The sequence below is a fragment of the Leisingera sp. CC-HEC093 genome (genome assembly GCF_059429195.1).
The window spans coordinates 3,681,286-3,699,454 of the sequence record NZ_JCAIJR010000001.1; the positions used below are offsets into that span (position 1 = coordinate 3,681,286).

General features: G+C 61.2%; 22 protein-coding genes and 1 pseudogene. 15 read left to right on the forward strand and 8 right to left on the reverse strand.

Annotated elements, in window-relative coordinates:
- Positions 1-172 precede the first annotated feature (172 nt).
- The 7 genes and pseudogenes from AC5STB_RS18070 (at position 173) to AC5STB_RS18100 (ending at position 6,097) form a co-directional block, all read left to right on the forward strand.
- Positions 173-1,036 carry an ATPase gene (locus tag AC5STB_RS18070; protein ID WP_495444173.1) on the forward strand — a complete coding sequence of 288 codons (864 nt, stop codon included), beginning with the start codon at positions 173-175 and terminating at the stop codon, positions 1,034-1,036.
- Positions 1,037-1,095: 59 nt separating this feature from the next.
- Positions 1,096-2,013: a homoserine O-acetyltransferase MetA gene (gene metA, locus AC5STB_RS18075; protein WP_495444174.1), complete on the forward strand. Its 918-nt coding sequence runs from the start codon at positions 1,096-1,098 to the stop codon at positions 2,011-2,013.
- 1 nt (position 2,014) lies between these two features.
- Positions 2,015-2,968 carry an alpha/beta fold hydrolase gene (locus tag AC5STB_RS18080; protein ID WP_495444175.1) on the forward strand — a complete coding sequence of 318 codons (954 nt, stop codon included), beginning with the start codon at positions 2,015-2,017 and terminating at the stop codon, positions 2,966-2,968.
- A gap of 233 nt (positions 2,969-3,201) precedes the next feature.
- Positions 3,202-3,959 (forward strand): IS5 family transposase gene (locus AC5STB_RS18085; RefSeq protein ID WP_495444176.1). Its coding sequence is split into 2 segments (ribosomal slippage): positions 3,202-3,526 and positions 3,526-3,959, totalling 759 coding nucleotides; the frame shifts between segments, so codons are not numbered across the junction.
- A 52-nt stretch (positions 3,960-4,011) separates the two neighbouring features.
- Positions 4,012-4,434: pseudogene (locus AC5STB_RS18090) on the forward strand (DUF995 domain-containing protein); the annotation flags it as partial.
- A gap of 183 nt (positions 4,435-4,617) precedes the next feature.
- A complete protein-coding gene (ppk2, locus tag AC5STB_RS18095) occupies positions 4,618-5,487 on the forward strand; it encodes a polyphosphate kinase 2 (RefSeq protein WP_495444177.1) in 870 nt (289 codons plus the stop codon).
- Positions 5,480-6,097, forward strand: a complete 618-nt coding sequence (locus AC5STB_RS18100; RefSeq protein WP_226428521.1) for a TetR/AcrR family transcriptional regulator — start codon at positions 5,480-5,482, stop codon at positions 6,095-6,097. Before ppk2 ends, AC5STB_RS18100 begins: the two co-directional genes overlap by 8 nt.
- Here AC5STB_RS18100 and AC5STB_RS18105 read toward each other — a convergent pair.
- The 5 genes from AC5STB_RS18105 to rplM all read right to left on the reverse strand — a co-directional run bounded on the left by AC5STB_RS18105 (position 6,094) and on the right by rplM (position 9,333).
- Positions 6,094-7,152, reverse strand: coding sequence for an adenylate/guanylate cyclase domain-containing protein (locus tag AC5STB_RS18105; RefSeq protein ID WP_495444178.1), 1,059 nt, complete (start codon positions 7,150-7,152; stop codon positions 6,094-6,096). The genes AC5STB_RS18100 and AC5STB_RS18105 overlap by 4 nt on opposite strands.
- Entirely contained in the window at positions 7,149-7,517 is a 369-nt protein-coding gene (locus tag AC5STB_RS18110) for a group I truncated hemoglobin (protein WP_495444179.1), read from the reverse strand. The genes AC5STB_RS18105 and AC5STB_RS18110 overlap by 4 nt, the downstream gene beginning before the upstream one ends.
- A gap of 99 nt (positions 7,518-7,616) precedes the next feature.
- On the reverse strand, positions 7,617-8,228 hold the full coding sequence (locus tag AC5STB_RS18115; RefSeq protein WP_495444180.1) for a CatB-related O-acetyltransferase: 612 nt from the start codon (positions 8,226-8,228) through the stop codon (positions 7,617-7,619).
- A 155-nt stretch (positions 8,229-8,383) separates the two neighbouring features.
- Positions 8,384-8,869, reverse strand: coding sequence for a 30S ribosomal protein S9 (gene rpsI, locus AC5STB_RS18120; RefSeq protein WP_019296186.1), 486 nt, complete (start codon positions 8,867-8,869; stop codon positions 8,384-8,386).
- 5 nt (positions 8,870-8,874) lie between these two features.
- Positions 8,875-9,333 (reverse strand): 50S ribosomal protein L13, encoded by a 459-nt coding sequence (rplM, locus tag AC5STB_RS18125; protein WP_495444181.1) that lies wholly within the window; start codon positions 9,331-9,333, stop codon positions 8,875-8,877.
- Positions 9,334-9,392: 59 nt separating this feature from the next.
- Here rplM and AC5STB_RS18130 point away from each other — a divergent pair, with 59 nt between their 5' ends.
- Positions 9,393-10,166: a hypothetical protein gene (locus tag AC5STB_RS18130; RefSeq protein WP_495444182.1), complete on the forward strand. Its 774-nt coding sequence runs from the start codon at positions 9,393-9,395 to the stop codon at positions 10,164-10,166.
- A gap of 66 nt (positions 10,167-10,232) precedes the next feature.
- Here AC5STB_RS18130 and AC5STB_RS18135 read toward each other — a convergent pair whose 3' ends face one another.
- The gene (locus AC5STB_RS18135) at positions 10,233-11,636 is read right to left on the reverse strand and encodes an aminotransferase-like domain-containing protein (protein ID WP_495444183.1); all 1,404 of its coding nucleotides are present in this window, start codon (positions 11,634-11,636) and stop codon (positions 10,233-10,235) included.
- A gap of 96 nt (positions 11,637-11,732) precedes the next feature.
- Here AC5STB_RS18135 and AC5STB_RS18140 point away from each other — a divergent pair, with 96 nt between their 5' ends.
- From AC5STB_RS18140 to asd, 3 genes are all read left to right on the forward strand, one after another.
- A complete protein-coding gene (locus AC5STB_RS18140; RefSeq protein WP_495444184.1) occupies positions 11,733-11,966 on the forward strand; it encodes a DUF1127 domain-containing protein in 234 nt (77 codons plus the stop codon).
- Between the two features lie 89 nt (positions 11,967-12,055).
- Positions 12,056-12,292, forward strand: a complete 237-nt coding sequence (locus AC5STB_RS18145) for a hypothetical protein (RefSeq protein WP_495444185.1) — start codon at positions 12,056-12,058, stop codon at positions 12,290-12,292.
- An 86-nt stretch (positions 12,293-12,378) separates the two neighbouring features.
- On the forward strand, positions 12,379-13,269 hold the full coding sequence (gene asd / locus AC5STB_RS18150; protein WP_495444186.1) for an archaetidylserine decarboxylase: 891 nt from the start codon (positions 12,379-12,381) through the stop codon (positions 13,267-13,269).
- Here the strand turns inward: asd and AC5STB_RS18155 are convergent.
- Positions 13,266-13,688, reverse strand: a complete 423-nt coding sequence (locus AC5STB_RS18155) for a PaaI family thioesterase (RefSeq protein WP_495444187.1) — start codon at positions 13,686-13,688, stop codon at positions 13,266-13,268. The genes asd and AC5STB_RS18155 overlap by 4 nt on opposite strands.
- Positions 13,689-13,746: 58 nt before the next feature.
- On the opposite strand from AC5STB_RS18155, the gene AC5STB_RS18160 reads away from it, so the two are divergent.
- The 4 genes from AC5STB_RS18160 to gluQRS all read left to right on the forward strand — a co-directional run bounded on the left by AC5STB_RS18160 (position 13,747) and on the right by gluQRS (position 17,737).
- Positions 13,747-14,532: an enoyl-CoA hydratase gene (locus AC5STB_RS18160; RefSeq protein WP_495444188.1), complete on the forward strand. Its 786-nt coding sequence runs from the start codon at positions 13,747-13,749 to the stop codon at positions 14,530-14,532.
- A gap of 344 nt (positions 14,533-14,876) precedes the next feature.
- Positions 14,877-16,232 carry a methylenetetrahydrofolate--tRNA-(uracil(54)-C(5))-methyltransferase (FADH(2)-oxidizing) TrmFO gene (gene trmFO, locus AC5STB_RS18165; protein ID WP_495444189.1) on the forward strand — a complete coding sequence of 452 codons (1,356 nt, stop codon included), beginning with the start codon at positions 14,877-14,879 and terminating at the stop codon, positions 16,230-16,232.
- Between the two features lie 33 nt (positions 16,233-16,265).
- Positions 16,266-16,880: a class I SAM-dependent DNA methyltransferase gene (locus tag AC5STB_RS18170; RefSeq protein WP_495444190.1), complete on the forward strand. Its 615-nt coding sequence runs from the start codon at positions 16,266-16,268 to the stop codon at positions 16,878-16,880.
- Positions 16,877-17,737 carry a tRNA glutamyl-Q(34) synthetase GluQRS gene (gluQRS, locus tag AC5STB_RS18175; protein WP_495444191.1) on the forward strand — a complete coding sequence of 287 codons (861 nt, stop codon included), beginning with the start codon at positions 16,877-16,879 and terminating at the stop codon, positions 17,735-17,737. Before AC5STB_RS18170 ends, gluQRS begins: the two co-directional genes overlap by 4 nt.
- Before the next feature lie 51 nt (positions 17,738-17,788).
- Here the strand turns inward: gluQRS and hisI are convergent, their stop codons facing one another.
- On the reverse strand, positions 17,789-18,160 hold the full coding sequence (hisI, locus tag AC5STB_RS18180; RefSeq protein WP_495444192.1) for a phosphoribosyl-AMP cyclohydrolase: 372 nt from the start codon (positions 18,158-18,160) through the stop codon (positions 17,789-17,791).
- Between the last annotated feature and the right edge of the window lie 9 nt (positions 18,161-18,169).

Consider the following 18,169-nt stretch of genomic DNA (forward strand, 5'->3'; position numbering starts at 1 on the left):
CGGCGCAGGCAGCAGCCGCTGCAGGCAAAGAAGGAGCAGTTCGCCCCCGCATCCAAAATGCGGGGGTTTTTCTTTGCGCCCGCCGCGGACTGCGGCTGAAGCGCACACGCAATTGACCAAGACCCCGCGGGTGATTAGCAAGGCGTGAAACCTTCAGGGACTTGGAAACTCCATGCTTTACTCTTCTGCGCAGGACTGGCGCGATGCGCCGAACAAACGGGTGCTGTTCTTTGGCATGTCCGGGCTTGGCAAAACCTATGTCAGCAATGTTCTGCGCGGTGCCGGAAGCTGGTTCCATTACTCAGTCGATTACCGCATCGGCACCCGCTACATGGGCGAATACATCGCCGACAATGCCAAGGCAGAGGCGATGAAGGTGCCGTTCCTGCGCGAGCTTCTGCTGTCGGATTCGATCTTCATCGGCTCCAACATCACCTTTGAGAACCTGACGCCGGTGGCGGCCTATCTGGGCAAGCCCGGCGATGTGGACAAGGGCGGCCTGCCGATCACGGAATACCAGCGGCGCCAGGAGCAGTTTCGGGTAGCAGAGATCCGGGCGCTTTTGGACACCGGGTATTTCGAAGGCCGCGCACAGCAGCTGTATGGCTATCCGCATTTCATCTGCGACTCCGGCGGGTCGATCTGCGAATGGGTGGACGCCAATGACCCCAAAGACCAGATCCTCTCTGAACTCAGCAAGCACACGCTGATGGTTTGGATCAAAGGCAGCGAGGCGCATACCGCCGAGCTGGTGCGCCGGTTCGACCGCGCCCCCAAGCCAATGTCCTATCAGCCGGAGTTCCTGGACCGGGTCTGGCAAGAGTATCTCAAGGAAAACGGGGTATCAGAGACGGATGTCGATCCCGATGCTTTCATCCGCTGGACCTATGCCCAGGCGCTGGCGCACCGTCAGCCGCGCTATCAGGCGATGGCCGACAACTGGGGCATCACCGTTACCGCCGACCAGATCTCAGCCGTTAAGGACGAGGCTGGTTTCGTGGATTTGATCGCCGCGGCTCTTGAGGCCCGGGACTAAGCCGCTTATCTGACAGCCTCCGCTATATCGAACAACCTTCCGCAAATCAGGACACTGACATGCCCATCAAGATCCCCGCAGACCTGCCCGCCTATAACGTTCTGACGAACGAAGGCGTGATGGTCATGTCGCCGGATCAGGCGGCACGGCAGGACATCCGCGCCCTGCGTATCGGGCTTTTGAACCTGATGCCCAAGAAGATCCAGACTGAGAACCAGTTTGCCCGGCTGATCGGCGCCACGCCGTTGCAGATCGAGCTGAGCCTGATCCGGATGACCGAGCATCAGACCAAGAACACCGCGGCTGAGCACATGGAGGAGTTTTATCACTCCTTTCAGGAAGTGAAGCACGAGAAGTTCGACGGGCTGATCATCACCGGCGCGCCGATTGAGCATCTGGAGTTTCCCGAGGTCACCTATTGGGAGGAGATGCGGGAGGTCTTCGAGTGGACCCAGACCAACGTGCATTCGACCTTTGGCGTCTGCTGGGGCGGCATGGCGATGATCAACCATTTCCATGCTGTGAAGAAGCACATGCTGGACCACAAGGCGTTCGGTTGCTACCGGCATCAGAATCTGGCGCCGGCCTCGCCCTATTTGCGCGGGTTTTCGGATGACTTCGTGATCCCGGTCAGCCGCTGGACCGAAATGAAACAGGACGAAGTCGACGCGGCCCCGCAGCTGAGAACTTTGCTGGGCAGCGATGAGGTCGGCCCCTGCCTGATTGAGGACAGGGCGCACCGGGCGCTCTATATCTTCAACCACTTTGAATACGACAGCGATACGCTGAAGCAGGAATACGACCGCGACGTGGCCAACGGCACCCCCATCAACGTGCCGGGCAACTACTATCCGGACGATGACCCCAGCCGCCAGCCGCAAAACCGCTGGCGCAGCCACGCGCATCTTCTGTACGGCAACTGGATCAATGAGATTTATCAGACAACGCCTTACAATCTGGAAGAGATCGGCCGTTAGGATGCTGGCCTGGGCGGGCCTGACCGTTGCAGCGGGGGCGGCGCTCACCACGTGGCAGGCAGGCCGGCGCGAGGCGGCAGCCGTGGCCAGCCACCCGCCGCAGGGCCAGTTCCTGGAGGTGGGCAGCCACCGTGTGCATGTGGTGGAAATGGGCCGCCCCAGGGGCAGCGCCCCGGATCTGGTGCTGATCCACGGCTCCAGCGGCAATACCCGCGACATGACTTTCCGCCTCGCCCCGGCCCTGGCGGATGACTTCCGCATCCTGATCTTTGACCGTCCGGGGCTGGGCTATTCCAGCCCGCTGAATGGCCGCGGCGCGACGATCCGCCAGCAGGCCGCCGTGCTGCGCCAGGCTGCGGCGCAAATGGAGGCGGAGGCCCCGGTTGTTCTGGGGCAGAGCTATGGCGGCGCGGTGGCGCTGGCCTGGGCGGTAGACCACCCGCAAAACATTGCAGCGCTGGTTTCGGTTGCCGGGGTATCCCATCCCTGGGACACGCCGCTGGACCCGCTTTACCGGGTCACTTCCACGCGTCTCGGCAGCGCGGTTGCGGCACCGCTGCTTACCGCCTTTGTGCCGGACGGCGTGATCCGCCGGTCGCTGGAGGAGGTTTTTGCACCGCAGCCGGTGCCGGAAGGATACGCCGCGCATTTTGGCACGCGGCTGTCGCTGCGGCGCGGATCACTGCGCGCCAATGCCCGGCAACGGGCGAATCTGCTGGCAGAAGTCACGGCGCTGTCCCGGCGCTATTCCGGGATTTCCGTTCCGGTGGAAATCGTCCACGGCAGCAGCGACGATCTGGTCAGCCCCGCGCTGCACGCTGACAGCCTGGTGCGGGATGTGGACAGTGCAAACCTGACCCTGCTGGAGGGTGTCGGGCACATGCCGCATCAAGTGGCTACAGAAGAGACCGCCGCCGCGGTGCGCCGCGCTGCCAAGCGTGCGAATTTGCGCTGATGCGGCCGCCCTGCCCTGCCGCAATGCGCTAGGCCATGGCAGGTGCGGTCACAACGTCTCAAGAAACGGACGGAAACAACCGCAGCGATTTTCTACTCAGGCTGTGGTATAGTATCCCTCTGGTAATGGAGGGCACTATGAATACATCCGGTCTCGCCATCGTTGTACTAGGGTCAGGACCCATTGATTTCCGGTGGGTGGCGTGATTCACAGTTCGAAAAATGAGCGGTGATATGTCTGATCTTTTCTGGCTGACGGACGCGCAGATGGCCCGTCTTGAGCCTTATTTTCCGAAGTCCCACGGTAAGCCGCGTGTTGATGACCGGCGTGTTCTGAGCGGAATTATCTTCATCAATCGCAATGGTTTGCGCTGGCGTGATGCGCCCAAAAATTACGGCCCGCACAAGACCTTGTACAATCGTTGGAAGCGGTGGAGCGACAAAGGCATCTTTGCCCAGATGATGGCCGGTCTGGCTGCTGATCACGGTGAGGAAAAGACTGTGATGATCGACGCAACTTACCTGAAAGCACACCGTACGGCCTCCAGTCTTGGGGTTAAAAAGGGGGGCGTGGGCGCCTGATCGGGCGCACTAAGGGCGGCATGAACACTAAGCTGCACGCAATCTGTGACAGCCAGGGGCGTCCACTGAACCTGTTCGTGACTGCCGGACAGGTCAGTGATTACACCGGTGCAAAGGCGCTGCTGAGTGGCCTGCCTGACGTCCAATGGCTTCTCGGAGATCGCGGGTATGATGCCGATTGGTTTAGAGAAGCTTTGAAAGACAAAGGGATACGCGCCTGCATCCCCGGTCGAAAGCAGCGCAAGAAAGCCATCAGATACGACAAACGCCGATATAAGCGGCGCAACCGCATTGAGATTATGTTCGGCAGGCTGAAGGACTGGCGGCGGGTTGCGACACGATACGACAGATGCCCAAAAGTCTTCCTGTCAGCAATCGCGCTTGCAGCCCTCGTTATCTACTGGCTTTGAAACTCAATGAGTCCAGAGCCTAGTCTTCGGCGTATTTTTTTCGGCGTCAAACGCAACAGCAGATCCCAAACCGCAGAACGCGACCGTCCCAGCGGCACAAGAGCTGGCCAACCTGTACGGCGGTAAAACGCAAATATGGAAGGGTTGCAACGGCGGAATATATTATGGGCCGAACTGGGAGGTTCAGGCATTTTGCAGTAAAACAACAGATAGTGTTGGCGTTGGCAAATGGCGGATCGACGGTAAGGGACGTGTTTGCCATAAACTGACTTGGTATTGGACCAAGGACGGCAGCGCCCAGTCTGAACAAGAAAATGAAGAATGCATCTCTCACCTTACGGCGGCGGACGGCATTGTCTGGCGCAGCTGGCCGAAGGACCGGGAATGGTGGAAGGCCACCAACAGCGCGAATCTGGAAAAGGGATTCAAGTTCAAATCCAAGATCCGCCGGCTTCGCAAAAAGCTCAAAGTGTAAAACGGCGTCGGCTGATCCCCAGCCCGCTGTAAGCCCAGCATGCCCCGGCCGCAGCGGGGGTGCGCAGTTCGCTTGGGCGTTTCCTGCAGCTTGGGACCTGCAGCCAGGCAAATTTACGTGAAAGCGATTCACATTCCCTGCTGTCTTGCCATATAAGGAGTTGAGGACAGAAGGGTTTTGCACATGCCGCTGCCATTTGACGGGGCCATCAGCCGCTACTGCCAGAGCGGTGCACCGGAGCAGATCCGCGAAGCCATCAAGCGTGCGGACAAGGATGAGATCCTCAGCCCCAGCTACCCGCACCGGGAGCGAATGAAGCGCAAAGCCTACGACAAGGAACTGGAGGCGCTGCAGATCGAGCTGGTCAAGCTGCAGTCCTGGGTCAAAGCCAGCGGCGCCCGCGTCGCCATCGTGTTCGAAGGCCGGGATGCCGCGGGCAAGGGCGGCACCATCCGGCGGTTCCGGGAAAACCTGAACCCGCGCGGCGCCCGGGTTGTGGCGCTGCCCAAGCCCACCGAGGCGGAACAAAGCCAGTGGTATTTCCAACGCTATGTGCAACACCTGCCGTCAGGTGGCGAAATCGTTTTCTTTGACCGCAGCTGGTACAACCGCGGGGTCGTGGAGAAAGTCTTCGGCTTTTGCACGGACGCGCAGCGCGAGCGGTTCTTTCGCCAGGTGAAGGGGTTTGAACAGGCCCTGGCCGAGGACGGCATCCGGCTGTTCAAGTTCTGGCTCAACGTCAGCCGGGCAGAACAGCTGCGGCGCTTTCTGTCGCGGGAGTCAGATCCCCTGAAACAGTGGAAGCTGAGCCCAATTGATGTGAAGGGGCTGGAGAAATGGGACGAATACACCGCCGCCATCTCCGAGACCCTCACGCGCAGCCACTGCGCCGAGGCCCCCTGGACCATCATCCGTTCAGATGACAAGCGGCGGGCGCGACTGTCGGCGATGCGCAGCGTGCTGCACGCCATTGACTACAGCAACAAGGAGCCCAAGGCGATTGGCGCCCTGGACACCGGAATTTGCGGAGGCCCGGACATCTGGGATGCCTAAACGCGGTTATCATCACGGCAATCTGCGCCAGGCGCTGGTCGAAGCCGCCCTGCAGCTGATCGAGGCCAAGGGGCCGACCGGCTTTACCCTGTCGGAAGCGGCGAAGCAGGCGGGTGTCACCCCGGCGGCAGTCTACCGCCATTTTGAGGGGCGCGAGGATCTGATCGCGGAAGCCTCCCGCCAGGGCTATGTGATGTTCGCCGATCTGATGCAGCATGCCTATGACAAATACCAGCCGTCAGCGCTGGCAGCGTTTGAGGCGACGGGGCGCGCCTATCTGGCCTTTGCCCGCAAGCATCCCGGCCATTACATCGCCATGTTCGAAAGCGGAATTTCGGTGAACCGCACCCCGGAACTGGCCGACGCCGCGGCCAGGGCGCGGCAGATCCTGGAACGGGCCGCGGCCGACCTCAGCCAGCATATCCCGGCTGAGAAACGCCCGCCGGCCTCGATGTTCTCGGCCCATGTGCTGGCGATGAGCCACGGTGTGGTGGAGCTTTATGCGCGCAACTCTCCCGGTGCCGCCTCCCCCTTTCCGCCGGAGGATCTGCTGGAGAGCGGTATCGGCATCTACCTGCGCGGACTGGGACTTATCGGGCCGGACAGTTAGAACCGCCCGCTCGGCTGCGGCGCGCTCAGCTCATCGCCGACATTGACCAGGTTCACTTCGCCAATGCCCTTGATCTCCTCAGGCCCGATATCGGTGACGTGGAATTCTTCGGACAGGGCGTCTTTCATTTCTTCGGGCGCGACGATTTTCATCGGGTTGGCAAAGACCTGCAGGCGGGAGGCCAGGTTAACGGCCGGGCCGAAGACGTCATAGACGTATTTCTGGATGCCGACCACGGAACCGACGGCGGAACCGGTTCCCAGGCCGATCCGCGCCCGCCACTTGTGCTGGTGGCTTTGGTTGCGCCGGTCCAGGTAACGCAGAAAACGAGTGGCACAATGGGCAACCGCAGTGGCGTGATCGGGGGCTGGCTCCGGCATTCCGGACACCGCCAGGTAAGCGTCGCCGATGGTCTTGATCCGCTCGCAGCCGTATTGCTCGACGATGCGGTCGAAGGCGGTGAAAATGTCGTTCAGCTCTCCCAGTGTCACCGTCGGATCGGTGCGGGAGGCAAAATCGGTGAAATCGACAAAATCCAGCATGACCACCGAAACCTTGGGGTAAAGCTGCGGCGTCACCACGCCGAAGGTCTTGAACTCCTCGTAGACAGAGCGCGGCATCAGGTTCAAAAGCAGCCGCTCCACCCGCTCTTTCTCGCGCTCCAGCTCGCGGGTGTTGCGCTCTACCATGGCGGAATAGCTGTCGATCATGCTCTCCAGCTCGCGGATTCGCGTGATGTTCTGGCATTCCACCACCAGGAACGGCTCATCCAGATGGCTGGCCTGGGAGATGTTGATGGCAAACACCAGCGTGCGCCGCTTGCGTTTAATCTTGAGCTCAGCCGAGTAGCGCAAGCCTTCGTCGCACAGCGTGCCCAGGTCCTCTGCGCTGAGCCCCTCTATGGCGTCTGCCAGTGACGCGCCTGGCCCCGGGGTGCCGAACCATTCCGCAAAGGGCTGATTGTGAAAGACAAACCCCAGATCAGACGCCCGAACAACGGCGACCCCGACGCCGATTGCGCGCAACAGCTGCTCGTTGATGGCGGCGATGCTCATGCGGCATCCCGGGTGACAATGATGCTGCGCTTGGATTCGATGGCGCTGAGCGTGGTGCGGATATCCGGTTCCGACAGCCCATGCTGTTCCAGCGCCATCTTAAGCAGCGCGGCCATTTCATCGAAGTCTTCATGGCTGATGCCCAGGGCGCGGTGCACCGCTTCCAGGCGGTCGTCGCTAAACGAGGCCGGCCCGCCCAGCAGCGAGGATATGAATTTGGTCTGGTGGTCAATGAGCCGCGCCATATCCACGTCGGCGAAGTGGTCGCCAATCTGATCAGAATCGAGCGCCAGTTCATAAAAGGTCATCACGACCCGGCTGATGGCGCTGAACCCGCCGTATTTTTGGTAGATTGTCTGCGGCATGACAGCTGTCCCCCATCAGGAAGCGGTCCGCCCATGTTACGCCAGTTTTAAGAAAAAGTTAACGCCCCGCCGCCGCAGGGGCTGCGCGGGAGCCGGCGGTCAGGCTGCGCTATCGCCGGTGAAGGTCACGAGATCGCTGACGATGCCTTGCAAACCTGCGATCAGTTCCACCGTGGGCTGTGCCGACAGCAGCGGTGCCATTTCCCGGATCAGCGGCAGCGGCAGATCCCACCAGCGCAGCTCCTGCAGCTTGTCGCAAACCGCATCGTCAAAGCGCTTGCGGACCAGATGCGCGGGGTTGCCCGCCCAGACCTCATAGGCACCGATATCGCTGGTCACAGTGGCATTGGGGCCGATCACAGCGCCGTCCCCAATGGTCACCCCGCCCAGCAGCGTGGCATTGGCACCGATCCAGACGTCATTGCCAATCACAACATCATGGCCGCCCTGACGCGGCGCGTGGGCTTCAGACCCGCCCAGATGCTCAGTAAAAACGCCGCCGAACGGAAAGGCGGTGATCCGGTCCAGCGCCGGCGACTGGTTCAGCAGCACCGTCACCCCCTGACCCATTGAACAGAAGGACCCAACAGACACATTGGCACCGCTGTCCTGGCCCTGGATATCCATGTCCTCATACCCGTGGGTGAAGCGGCCGATTTCCAGCTGGCCATTGCCAATCGGGGCAGTCTTGAAGTTTTCCGGTGATTTCATTGTCAGTCCTGCCTTCCGTTACCCGTCCTAGGAGTTCCGGGCCAAGCTAAGCAAACTTTCTAAAAGAACCCTGAAAGATTGCCGGAAACCGGCAGCGGCGCATACGAAAAGGGCCCGCCAGCGGCGAGCCCTTTCCAAAAACAAGTGTTTCCAGCTTAGCGCTTGGAGAACTGGAACGAGCGGCGGGCTTTGGCCTTACCGTATTTCTTACGTTCCACAACGCGGCTGTCACGGGTCAGGAAGCCTGCCGCTTTCAGCGCGCCGCGCAGCGACGGATCGTAGAGCTGCAGCGCTTTGGAGATGCCGTGCTTGACTGCACCGGCCTGACCGGACAGGCCGCCGCCCTTGACGGTAGCGTAAACGTCAAACTCACCTTCGACGCCGGCAACCTGGAACGGCTGGCGCAGGATCATCTGCAGCACCGGGCGAGCGAAGTATTTGTTGATTTCCTTGCCGTTCACTTCGACCTTGCCGGAGCCCGGCTTGATCCAAACGCGGGCAACAGCGTCTTTACGCTTGCCGGTGGCATAGGAGCGGCCCAGTTCGTCACGAACCGGCTCACGCGCGATGGTCTCTTCTGCCACTGCTTCCACACCGGTTGCAGCTGCGAGCTCTTCAAGAGTGTTGATCTGATCAGACATCTACATTAGCTCCGGGTGTTTTTCTTGTTCATGGATTTGACATCCAGAACTTCAGGGGCCTGTGCTTCGTGCGGGTGCTCGGCACCTGCATAAACACGCAGATTGGTCATGATCTGACGGCTCAGACGGTTGCCCGGCAGCATGCGCTTGACGGCTTGGGTCACAACGCGCTCCGGATGTGCGCCTTCCAGGATTTCCTGTTTGGTGCGCGACTTGATGCCGCCCGGGTGGCCGGTGTGCCAGTAGAAGTGCTCTTCGCGCTTCTTGCCGGTCATCTGCACCTTGTCGGCGTTGATGATGATGACGTTGTCGCCCATGTCCATATGCGGAGTGAAGGACGCTTTGTGCTTGCCACGCAGGCGCATGGCAACGATCGAGGCAAGACGGCCCAGAACAACGCCCTCGGCGTCGATCAGGATCCACTTCTTCTCGATATCTGCCGGAGTAGCAGAGAAGGTTTTCATGGCAGGTCAATCCTGTTTGTCGTGAAGGCGGACTCCCAAAGGTCATCAGCCTGAATTCGATGGACGGGGTTTACGGGCATCCCTTGCCCCAGTCAACACCATCAAACAAGATTAAATCTTTGCAAATCAATAGCTTAAAAAATAGGTATAATAATACCCCACGCAGCCCCACCCCCACAGGCAGCCTTGTTGTCGATAATCTACACTGGCGCCCCAATTCGCAAACTTTCAAGTTGCAGCCGTTGTTCCCGCATAAGGCCGATTGTTTAGTCCCGGCGAAGATAAACAACTTTAGAGAACTGCCACTCATGTTTCGCAAAATTGCATTTGCCTGCACGCTCCCTGTAATGCTCAGCGCCTGCATGCAAAGCGCCGAAGTTACGACTCCGCCCGTTACAGCTGCGCTCAAGAATGAAGGGATTACTGCACCCCGCGTTCAGGGTTACAAAGAACTTACCTTCCGGACACACACCATCCTCGATAAAGAAAAGCTGAAAGCCACGGGCGGCTTCCCCAGCAGCGACAACATGCAAGAAGTCGTCGGCGCCAAGTGCACGATCGAAAGCGCCGAATTCAAAGTGACATTCATAACACCTGCCAAGGTCAATGTGCCGACGCTGAAACGGCGGCCTACAGATGCCTATATAAAATGCGCTGCCGGCAGTCAGTCTGGAGAAACGACTTTGGCCCCGATCCTTAACGGCACCGTCGTTGGCGGGGCATCCGCCGCGGGCCTTCTGGCTGCAGCGGTAACCGCCGGGATCGCGGCAGGCCGTGACGTCTGGTCGTTTAACGCCAATCACGCCTCCGGTGTATCAATCCCGGTTGAGTAACGCCGGATCAAACCAATCCGGGAAGGGGTCCGCAATTGCCGGGCCCCTTTCTTTTTTGCACTTACGTCACACGCTTATCTGCTCCGGCGGGTTGTCCAGCAAGGCCCGCAAACGCTGCATGGCGTCCTCGAACTGCTTCAGCGGCACATGCGCATTGATGGCTATGCGTACTGCGTGGGGCGCGCGGCCGTCACGCAGGGCGAACTCATCCGCCGAGCGGATTTGAACCCCGTTGGCCTCGGCCGCGCGGGTAAAGGCGGCGGCGCGCCAGCCGGACGGCAATTTCAGCCACAGGAACGGCACCTCCGGGTTCCAGGTCAGGTCGAAGCCGCCAAGCGCGTTGACCGCCACCCGCACATAGCGGGCCATTTCGTTCCGCACGTTTTGAACCAGGCCGGGCAGCCGCGGGTCCGTGAGCAGGATCCGCACCAGTTCCGCCAGCGGCTGCGCCAAGCCGAAGTAGCCGTATTCTGCCGCCCGCCGCAGGTCTGCCGCCCGCCCTTCCGGCGCCAGGGCGAAACCGACGCGCAGGGCCGGCGTCAGAATCTTGGAGATTGAGGACACATGCCAGGCCAGTTCCGGCGCCAGCGCGCGGTAGCTGGGGGCGCGCGACTCTCCCAGACGGTAGCAGTCGTCCTCGACAATCTGGACGCCATGGCGGCGGGCAATGCGAACGATTTCCTTGCGGCGCTCAAGCGGCGTGAACAGCCCGGTGGGATTGTGCACTTCGGGGCTGGTGCAGATGACGGAGGCGCCGGATTTGCGGATCGCCAGCTCCATTGCGTCCGGGCGGATGCCGTGTTCGTCCATGGCGACCTCAACCACCTGGGCCCGCAACAGTTCTGCTGCGCGGCGGAAACCTGCATAAGTCAGATCCTCTACCATGATCACCGGCTGCGCGCCTTGCAGGATCGCTTGCAACGCCACCATCAGCCCGTTCTGGCCGCCGTGGGTCAGCACCACATCCCGCTCGCTGACCGGGCCAACCGGCGCCTGCGCGATCCAGTCTGCAGCGGCCTGACGGACCGGACGATATGCATCGCGGGTCGGATAATTCAGGAATTTCCGCGCTTCGGCTTCGGCCACCTTGTGCAGCGCCTCGCGCACCGCAGCCACCTGCCCCATGTCCGCAATCCGCGGGCTGAACAGGCTGACATGGCCGGGATCGCGCGCCTCCAGCAGATGCAGCTCCCGCGACCATACGTCATCGGGCACCGGCTTTTTCTTTTCCGCTACAAAGGTGCCGCGCCCGACTTCGGCCTCCAGCACGCCTTCATCAGTCAGAATACTGTAGGCGCGGGCGACAGTGCCTGGAGTAATGCTCAACTGATACGCGAGATCGCGGACTGGCGGCAGCTTTGTACCAATTTTCAGGCTCCCCGTTTCGACAGCAGACCGGATTGTATCCGCAACCTTTTTGTATTTAGGACCTTTTGCCTCACCCAGGCTATGCGGCCAAATTGTACCCATTACAATCCATCCTTGGACAACAACTTCACCCCTTTGTATCAAAACATCACGACAAATCAACAGGATTGTATCAACACAATACGAAGGAAGCCTCCCATGGCACAGCACACGCAAATGGCACAATCGCATATGTCCTTTTTGAACAGCCGCCCAACCCTGCCGGTGCTGGCGCAATGGGCTGTCTCCTTTGCCGTGCTGGTGACCAAGTGGAGCCTGCGCCATCGCACCCGAACCCATTTGAAACACCTGAGCGAAACGCAGCTGAAGGACATCGGGCTGAGCCGTGAGGACGCCCACTATGAAGCCACTCTTCCGTTCTGGCGCCCGTGATCCCCTGGGCAAAAGAACTACCTGACAGCCGGGGCATGCCCCGGCTTTTTTTGTGCTCGCCCCGGCGATGAAGGCACAAGGCAGCAGACATGGCGCACACCAACAAGGTAGTCCAATCCGTCAATCTGGATGGCGATTTCGTTTGCGTTGACATTTTCCAACGTCCGGACGGCACATATGGATTTGACGAGTTCCGCCGCGATCCCGAGGACGGGCGCGGCTGGTACAGTATCGGCCACTATGATGGTCAAGTGTTTACCGACGCGGAAACCGCGATTTTGAAAGCACAGAACTGCATTGACTGGTTCCGGGACAAACAGAGCTGAATCCTCCTTTTGCTGCAAAGCCGCTCTTGGCCCGCGCGCTGCTTCTTGTTAGGCGCAGCGGGACGAAACCAGATTTGGCAGAATTGATGCAGCGCGACCCCATTCTTGTAGTTGACCGCGAGACCGGCGAGACCTTTGAAGAGGCAGTGCTGGGTGAGGCGTGGATCCGCTGGGCCTATCAGAACGCCAGTGCCAGGCCGGTGGAAAAGCTGCTGTTCCGTTCCTCTCTGATCAGCCGGCTGATGGGGGCCTGGTTCGACTCGCGGTTTTCCAAGGGCAAGATTGCTGCGGTGGTCGGCGAACTGTCCATCGACATGAGCGAGGCGACAGCCCCGGCAGACAGCTATGGCTGCTTCAATGACTTCTTTGTCCGCAATCTGAGGCCTGAGGCCCGCCCTTTCAGCGCGGACCCGAAAGACGTTGTCTCACCCGCCGATGGCCGGGTGCTGGTATTCCCGGAGCTGGCAGAGGACGTGTTTGTGCCGGTCAAGGGCTGTCCGATGTCGGTGCGCACCATGCTGCCCGGCATCGCAGACCGCTTCATCGGCGGCGCGCTGGCAATTGTGCGGCTGTGTCCGGCGGACTACCACCGCTACCACTTCCCCGCCGCGGGCCGCATCACCGCGTCGCAGGACATTCCCGGCGCGCTGCATTCGGTGAACCCGATTGCGCTGGGGGCCGGACCGGATGTGTTCGGCGAGAACAAGCGGACCTGGACGCTGATCGAAACCGAGACGCTGGGCAGCTACTGCTTTGTCGAGGTGGGCGCCTTTGGCGTCGGCTCCATCGTCAACACCCGCACTTCGGGCGCCGTGCAGAAGATGGACGAGAAGGGCTATTTCAAGTTCGGCGGCTCCACCGTGGTTGTGGTGTTCGAGCCCGGCAAAGTGCAATTCGCCGATGATCTGGTGGCTAACAGCGCCAAGGGGCGGGAAACGCTGGTCAAGGTCGGCCAGCCCTTCGCCACTGCGCTCTAGCGTTTGGGCGGGATGGAGTAGGTCATCGAGGCGCGGGCCACCGGTTCTGCCATGCCCTCGGAATAGATCAGCACGTCCGCCACCGCCAGAACCCGGCCCAGCTTCAGCAGCCGCGCCTCTCCGATCAGGTCCGCGCCGGCCGCAGGCTTGCGCATGAAATCAAGCGAACAGTTGGTGGTCACAGCCAGCGCCTCCTGCCCGAGATGCGCCAGGATCAGTGCGTAGACAGCGCAATCAGCCAGCGCAAACATCGACGGGCCGGAAACCGTGCCGCCGGGGCGCAGGTGCCGCTCCGCTGTCAGCAGACGCATCCTGAGATGGTTTTCTTCCATCGCATCGATGGCAAAGTCACCCCGCACCTGCGGGAAAATCTCATGCAGGTATTCCGTCAGACCTGCGACATCAAATGCCAGCGCCATGCTTTCCCTTTCCGTTCGCCCCGCCTAGAGTTGCCCCCGGATTTGCGAGGAGGGCAAGATGGCAATTCTGGAACGTCACGACACGGGCGCAATTGCCCGGCTCACCATGAACACGCCGGAGAAGCTCAACGCGCTGTCGGATGAGATGCTGGCCGCGCTTCAGGAGCAGATCAGCGCCCTGCGCGAGGACAGCCGCATCAAGGCGGTGATTCTGTCCGGCGCGGGCAAAGGGTTCTGCGCGGGCCATGACATCAAGCAGATGACCGCAGGCCGCACGGCAGAGGACGGCGGCAAAGGTTACTTCCAGGACCTGTTTGACCGCTGCACCAGCGTGATGACGGGATTGCAGTCCCTGCCCCAGCCCGTGATCGCCCAGGTTCACGGCATTGCCACCGCCGCCGGCTGCCAGCTGGTTGCCTCCTGCGATCTGGCAGTCGCGGCGCAAGGCACGAGGTTCGGGGTCAATGGCGTGAACATCGGCCTGTTTTGCTCCACCCCGATGGTGGCGTTGTCGCGCAATATTCCGCGTAAACAAGCGTTTGAGCTGCTGACCACCGGCGAATTCATCGACGCCGCCCGCGCTGTCGAACTGGGGCTGGCGAACCGCGCCGTGCCGCTGGAGGACCTGGGGGCGGAAACCACCAAGATGGCAGAAGCCATTGCGTCCAAGCTCGGCGCTGCAGTGAAGATCGGCAAGCAGGCGTTTTACGAGCAGCTGCAGATGCCGCTGCATCAGGCCTATGCCTATACCAGCGGGGTGATCGTGGAGAACCTGATGTACCGCGACACCATTGAAGGCATGGCCGCCTTTATCGAAAAGCGCCCGCCAGACTGGCAGGAGTGAGTTTTTCCGAAAATTTACGGAAAGCTTTAGCCTTTGTTTACCAATCGGAACGTAATGTTTCCGTAATAAGCCAAATGACCGCCTTTCAATTCGGGCGGAAAGATGGCAAAGATTGGGCACGGCCGCTGGACATTCACCGGCCCGCACAATTTGGGCTGCTGCTGCGGAAGGGTCCCTCCAACCGGTTCTCTCACCCCGGTCATCCATTCCCGCGGCGGCGGCCCCAAATCTCTCCCGGCCTGATTATCCATCCTTCCCGGCCCATCGGGCGAAGGGTCTGCCTGCGCCCCAGCCCGGCGTCCAAGCCTGTTGCACGCGCGCGCGCGCTGCCCTATGTGGCGGGCATGACAGATCATTCGGCACAGACATTGCATATCGTGGGCGGCGGCATGGCCGGCTCGGAAGCGGCCTGGCAGGCGGCAAACATGGGCGTTGAGGTGGTGATCCACGAAATGCGCCCGAAGGTGGAGACCTTTGCCCACCAGACCGGCAATCTGGGCGAGATGGTGTGCTCGAACTCCTTCCGTTCGGATGATGACGAGCAGAATGCCGTGGGTCTGTTGCATTGGGAAATGCGCGCCGCAAACGGGCTGATCATGACCACAGCGGATGAGCACCGGCTGCCCGCCGGCGGCGCCCTGGCCGTGGACCGCGACCCCTTTGCCGAAAGCGTGACCGCCAAGCTGAAGGCGCATCCGAATGTCTCGGTTTCCTATGAAGAGATCACCGGACTGCCAGCAGAGGGCCACTGGATCTTTGCCACCGGCCCGCTGACCTCGCCGGAGCTGGGCAAAGCCATTCAAGCCGAAACCGGGGCGGAAGCGCTCGCCTTCTTCGATGCCATCGCGCCGATCGTCTATGCGGAAAGCATCGACATGTCGAAGGCCTGGATGCAGTCACGCTATGACAAGGGTGAAACCGAGGAAGAGCGCACCGCCTACCTCAACTGCCCGATGGACAAGGACCAGTACGAAGCCTTCATCGACGCGCTGCTGGCTGCCGACAAGACGGAATTCCACGAGGGCGAGACCGCAGGCTATTTCGACGGCTGCCTTCCGATTGAGGTGATGGCCGAACGCGGCCGCGAAACCCTGCGCCACGGGCCGATGAAACCGGTGGGGCTGACCAACCCGCACCAGCCGGAGGTCAAGGCGCATGCGGTGGTGCAGCTGCGCCGCGACAACGCGCTGGGAACACTCTTCAACATCGTCGGCTTTCAGACCAAGATGAAATACGGCGCCCAGGCGCAGGTCTTCAAAATGATCCCCGGACTGGAAAACGCCAGCTTTGCCCGCCTCGGCGGCATCCACCGCAATACCTTTCTCAACTCGCCCACCCTGCTGGACGCGCAGATGCGGCTGAAGTCGAAACCGAACATTCGCTTTGCCGGTCAGATCACCGGGGTTGAGGGCTATGTGGAAAGCGCGGCCATGGGCCTGCTGGCGGGCCGCCTTGCCGCGGCGGAAATCCTTGGCCGGAGTCTTCCCGAGGTACCGCAGGACAGCGCCATGGGCGCGCTGATCCACCACATCACCGGCGGCGCCGAGGCCAAGACCTTCCAGCCGATGAACGTGAACTTCGGCCTGTTCCGCCCCGTCGACGGCCTCAAAGGCGGCCGCCGCGGCCGCAAGGACCGCTACAAAGCCTATACCGACCGCGCCAAAGAGGTCTGGCAGGACTGGCTTAGCAACTTTTCCTAGACGGAATACGGCTGCCGCGCCTAAACTTGCGGCATGAGCGAAAAGTTCCTGGACAAGGCCTACGACCTTGAAACCCCGGAAGCGACCCTGGAGCACTATAACCAATGGGCCGCTTCCTACGACGCTGAGATTGCCGAAAACGGTTACGCGACACCGGGGCGGATTGCCGGGGCGCTGGCAAAGTTTCAATCAGACCTGAGCGAACCCGTGCTGGATTTCGGCTGCGGCACCGGCCTCTCGGGCCTGGCTCTGCGGCTGCAAGGGTTCGAAAACGTGGACGGCATGGAGCCTTCACAGGACATGCTCATTCAGGCCCGCAGCAAAGCTGTTTACCGCAGCCTGACGCAGATTGACGTGGCCGACGCAAAGCCAATCCCGCAGGGGGCCTACCGGCTGATCACCGGCTGCGGTGTGCTGGGCACGGGCGCAGCACCGCCAGCTGTGTTCGACACGATTATGCACGCCTTGCCGCGCGGCGGCCTGTTTGCCTTCTCCTATAACGATCACGCCCTGGAGGACCCCGCCTATACCGGCAAACTCAATGAATGGCTGGACTGTTCGGCGGCCCGGCTGCTATTCCGGGAGCACGGGGACCACCTCCCCGGTATCAACCTGAAGTCCACCGTTTATGTAATTGAGAAAGCGTGACATTCACCACACGTTTTGCGCCATCGCCAACCGGACCGCTGCACCTGGGCCATGCCTATTCCGCCATGCTGGCGCATGATATGGCTTTGGCCGAAGGCGGCCGGTTCCTGCTGCGTATTGAAGACATCGACCAGTCGCGCGCCCGGTTGGAGTGGGAGGCGCAGATCTATGAGGATCTGGCGTGGCTGGGCCTCAGCTGGCAGCAGCCGGTGATGCGCCAGTCAGAGCGGCTGCCCCGTTACCGGGCGGCATTGGACCAGCTCACTGCCATGGGCCTCACCTATCCCTGCCGTTGCAACCGCGCCGATATCGAAGCCGCCGCCGGCGCCCCGCAAGAGGGCGTGCCGCAATTCGGACCGGACGGGCGCATCTACCCCGGCAGCTGCCGCAACCGCCTGCCATCTGAGGCTACGGACCGGGATGCAATCCGGCTGAATATGGAGAAAGCTGTGCGCACCGCGAACCTGCGCAGCTTCCGGGAGACAGGTCCGGAATTTCAGGGCACGCACATCTTGGACCCTGATGAGTTGATCTCGGCTGTTGGCGACATCATCCTTGTGCGCCGCAATATGGGCAGCTCCTACCATCTGTCGGTTGTAGTGGACGACGCGGACCAGGGCATTACCCACGCCGTGCGAGGTGCCGATTTGTTTGAAGCGGCCCAGATCCATGTGCTGCTGCAAAGCCTGCTGGGTCGTCCCACCCCGATCTACCACCATCACCATCTGATCCGTGACGAGAGTGGTAAGCGGTTGGCCAAACGCGACGACGCCCGCGCCATCGCCAAGTACCGCGCAGAAGGGGCCACCCCGCAGGACATCCGCGGCAGGGTGGGCCTGCCCGCTTCTTCTGGCTGAAAACATCCCCGCCGGAGGCCGGCCCGCTAGGGCCGCTCCCCCCGCCGCCGATCACTCCATCGGCTTCATCAGCTCAGCTTCCCCGCCATCCCGCACCGCGGTATAGAAACAGGTCCGCCGGTTGGTGTGGCAGGCAGCACCGGTCTGGCGCACCAGCGCCAGCAGGCAGTCCCGGTCGCAATCAATGCGCAGATCCACAAGCTGTTGCACATGGCCGGAGGTTCCCCCCTTGACCCAGAATGACTGCCGCGAGCGCGACCAATATGTGACCATGCCGGTCTCCAGGGTGCGAGCCACCGCATCGGCATTCATCCAGGCCATCATCAGCACCTCGCCGGAGACTTCGTCCTGCGCAATGCAAGGGATCAGCCCGGCGTCATTGTAAGCCAAGCTGGCGGGATCAAAAGACTTGGACGAAGACATGGGTAAAAA

What these genes read in the sequence shown, in the direction of transcription:
- AC5STB_RS18070 (WP_495444173.1), top strand. Translation starts at nt 173, where the DNA reads ATGCTTTACTCTTCTGCGCAGGACTGGCGCGATGCGCCGAACAAACGG.
- metA (WP_495444174.1), top strand. Translation starts at nt 1,096, where the DNA reads ATGCCCATCAAGATCCCCGCAGACCTGCCCGCCTATAACGTTCTGACG.
- AC5STB_RS18080 (WP_495444175.1), top strand. Translation starts at nt 2,015, where the DNA reads ATGCTGGCCTGGGCGGGCCTGACCGTTGCAGCGGGGGCGGCGCTCACC.
- ppk2 (WP_495444177.1), top strand. Translation starts at nt 4,618, where the DNA reads ATGCCGCTGCCATTTGACGGGGCCATCAGCCGCTACTGCCAGAGCGGT.
- AC5STB_RS18100 (WP_226428521.1), top strand. Translation starts at nt 5,480, where the DNA reads ATGCCTAAACGCGGTTATCATCACGGCAATCTGCGCCAGGCGCTGGTC.
- AC5STB_RS18105 (WP_495444178.1), bottom strand. Translation starts at nt 7,152, where the DNA reads ATGAGCATCGCCGCCATCAACGAGCAGCTGTTGCGCGCAATCGGCGTC.
- AC5STB_RS18110 (WP_495444179.1), bottom strand. Translation starts at nt 7,517, where the DNA reads ATGCCGCAGACAATCTACCAAAAATACGGCGGGTTCAGCGCCATCAGC.
- AC5STB_RS18115 (WP_495444180.1), bottom strand. Translation starts at nt 8,228, where the DNA reads ATGAAATCACCGGAAAACTTCAAGACTGCCCCGATTGGCAATGGCCAG.
- rpsI (WP_019296186.1), bottom strand. Translation starts at nt 8,869, where the DNA reads ATGTCTGATCAGATCAACACTCTTGAAGAGCTCGCAGCTGCAACCGGT.
- rplM (WP_495444181.1), bottom strand. Translation starts at nt 9,333, where the DNA reads ATGAAAACCTTCTCTGCTACTCCGGCAGATATCGAGAAGAAGTGGATC.
- AC5STB_RS18130 (WP_495444182.1), top strand. Translation starts at nt 9,393, where the DNA reads ATGGACGGGGTTTACGGGCATCCCTTGCCCCAGTCAACACCATCAAAC.
- AC5STB_RS18135 (WP_495444183.1), bottom strand. Translation starts at nt 11,636, where the DNA reads ATGGGTACAATTTGGCCGCATAGCCTGGGTGAGGCAAAAGGTCCTAAA.
- AC5STB_RS18140 (WP_495444184.1), top strand. Translation starts at nt 11,733, where the DNA reads ATGGCACAGCACACGCAAATGGCACAATCGCATATGTCCTTTTTGAAC.
- AC5STB_RS18145 (WP_495444185.1), top strand. Translation starts at nt 12,056, where the DNA reads ATGGCGCACACCAACAAGGTAGTCCAATCCGTCAATCTGGATGGCGAT.
- asd (WP_495444186.1), top strand. Translation starts at nt 12,379, where the DNA reads ATGCAGCGCGACCCCATTCTTGTAGTTGACCGCGAGACCGGCGAGACC.
- AC5STB_RS18155 (WP_495444187.1), bottom strand. Translation starts at nt 13,688, where the DNA reads ATGGCGCTGGCATTTGATGTCGCAGGTCTGACGGAATACCTGCATGAG.
- AC5STB_RS18160 (WP_495444188.1), top strand. Translation starts at nt 13,747, where the DNA reads ATGGCAATTCTGGAACGTCACGACACGGGCGCAATTGCCCGGCTCACC.
- trmFO (WP_495444189.1), top strand. Translation starts at nt 14,877, where the DNA reads ATGACAGATCATTCGGCACAGACATTGCATATCGTGGGCGGCGGCATG.
- AC5STB_RS18170 (WP_495444190.1), top strand. Translation starts at nt 16,266, where the DNA reads ATGAGCGAAAAGTTCCTGGACAAGGCCTACGACCTTGAAACCCCGGAA.
- hisI (WP_495444192.1), bottom strand. Translation starts at nt 18,160, where the DNA reads ATGTCTTCGTCCAAGTCTTTTGATCCCGCCAGCTTGGCTTACAATGAC.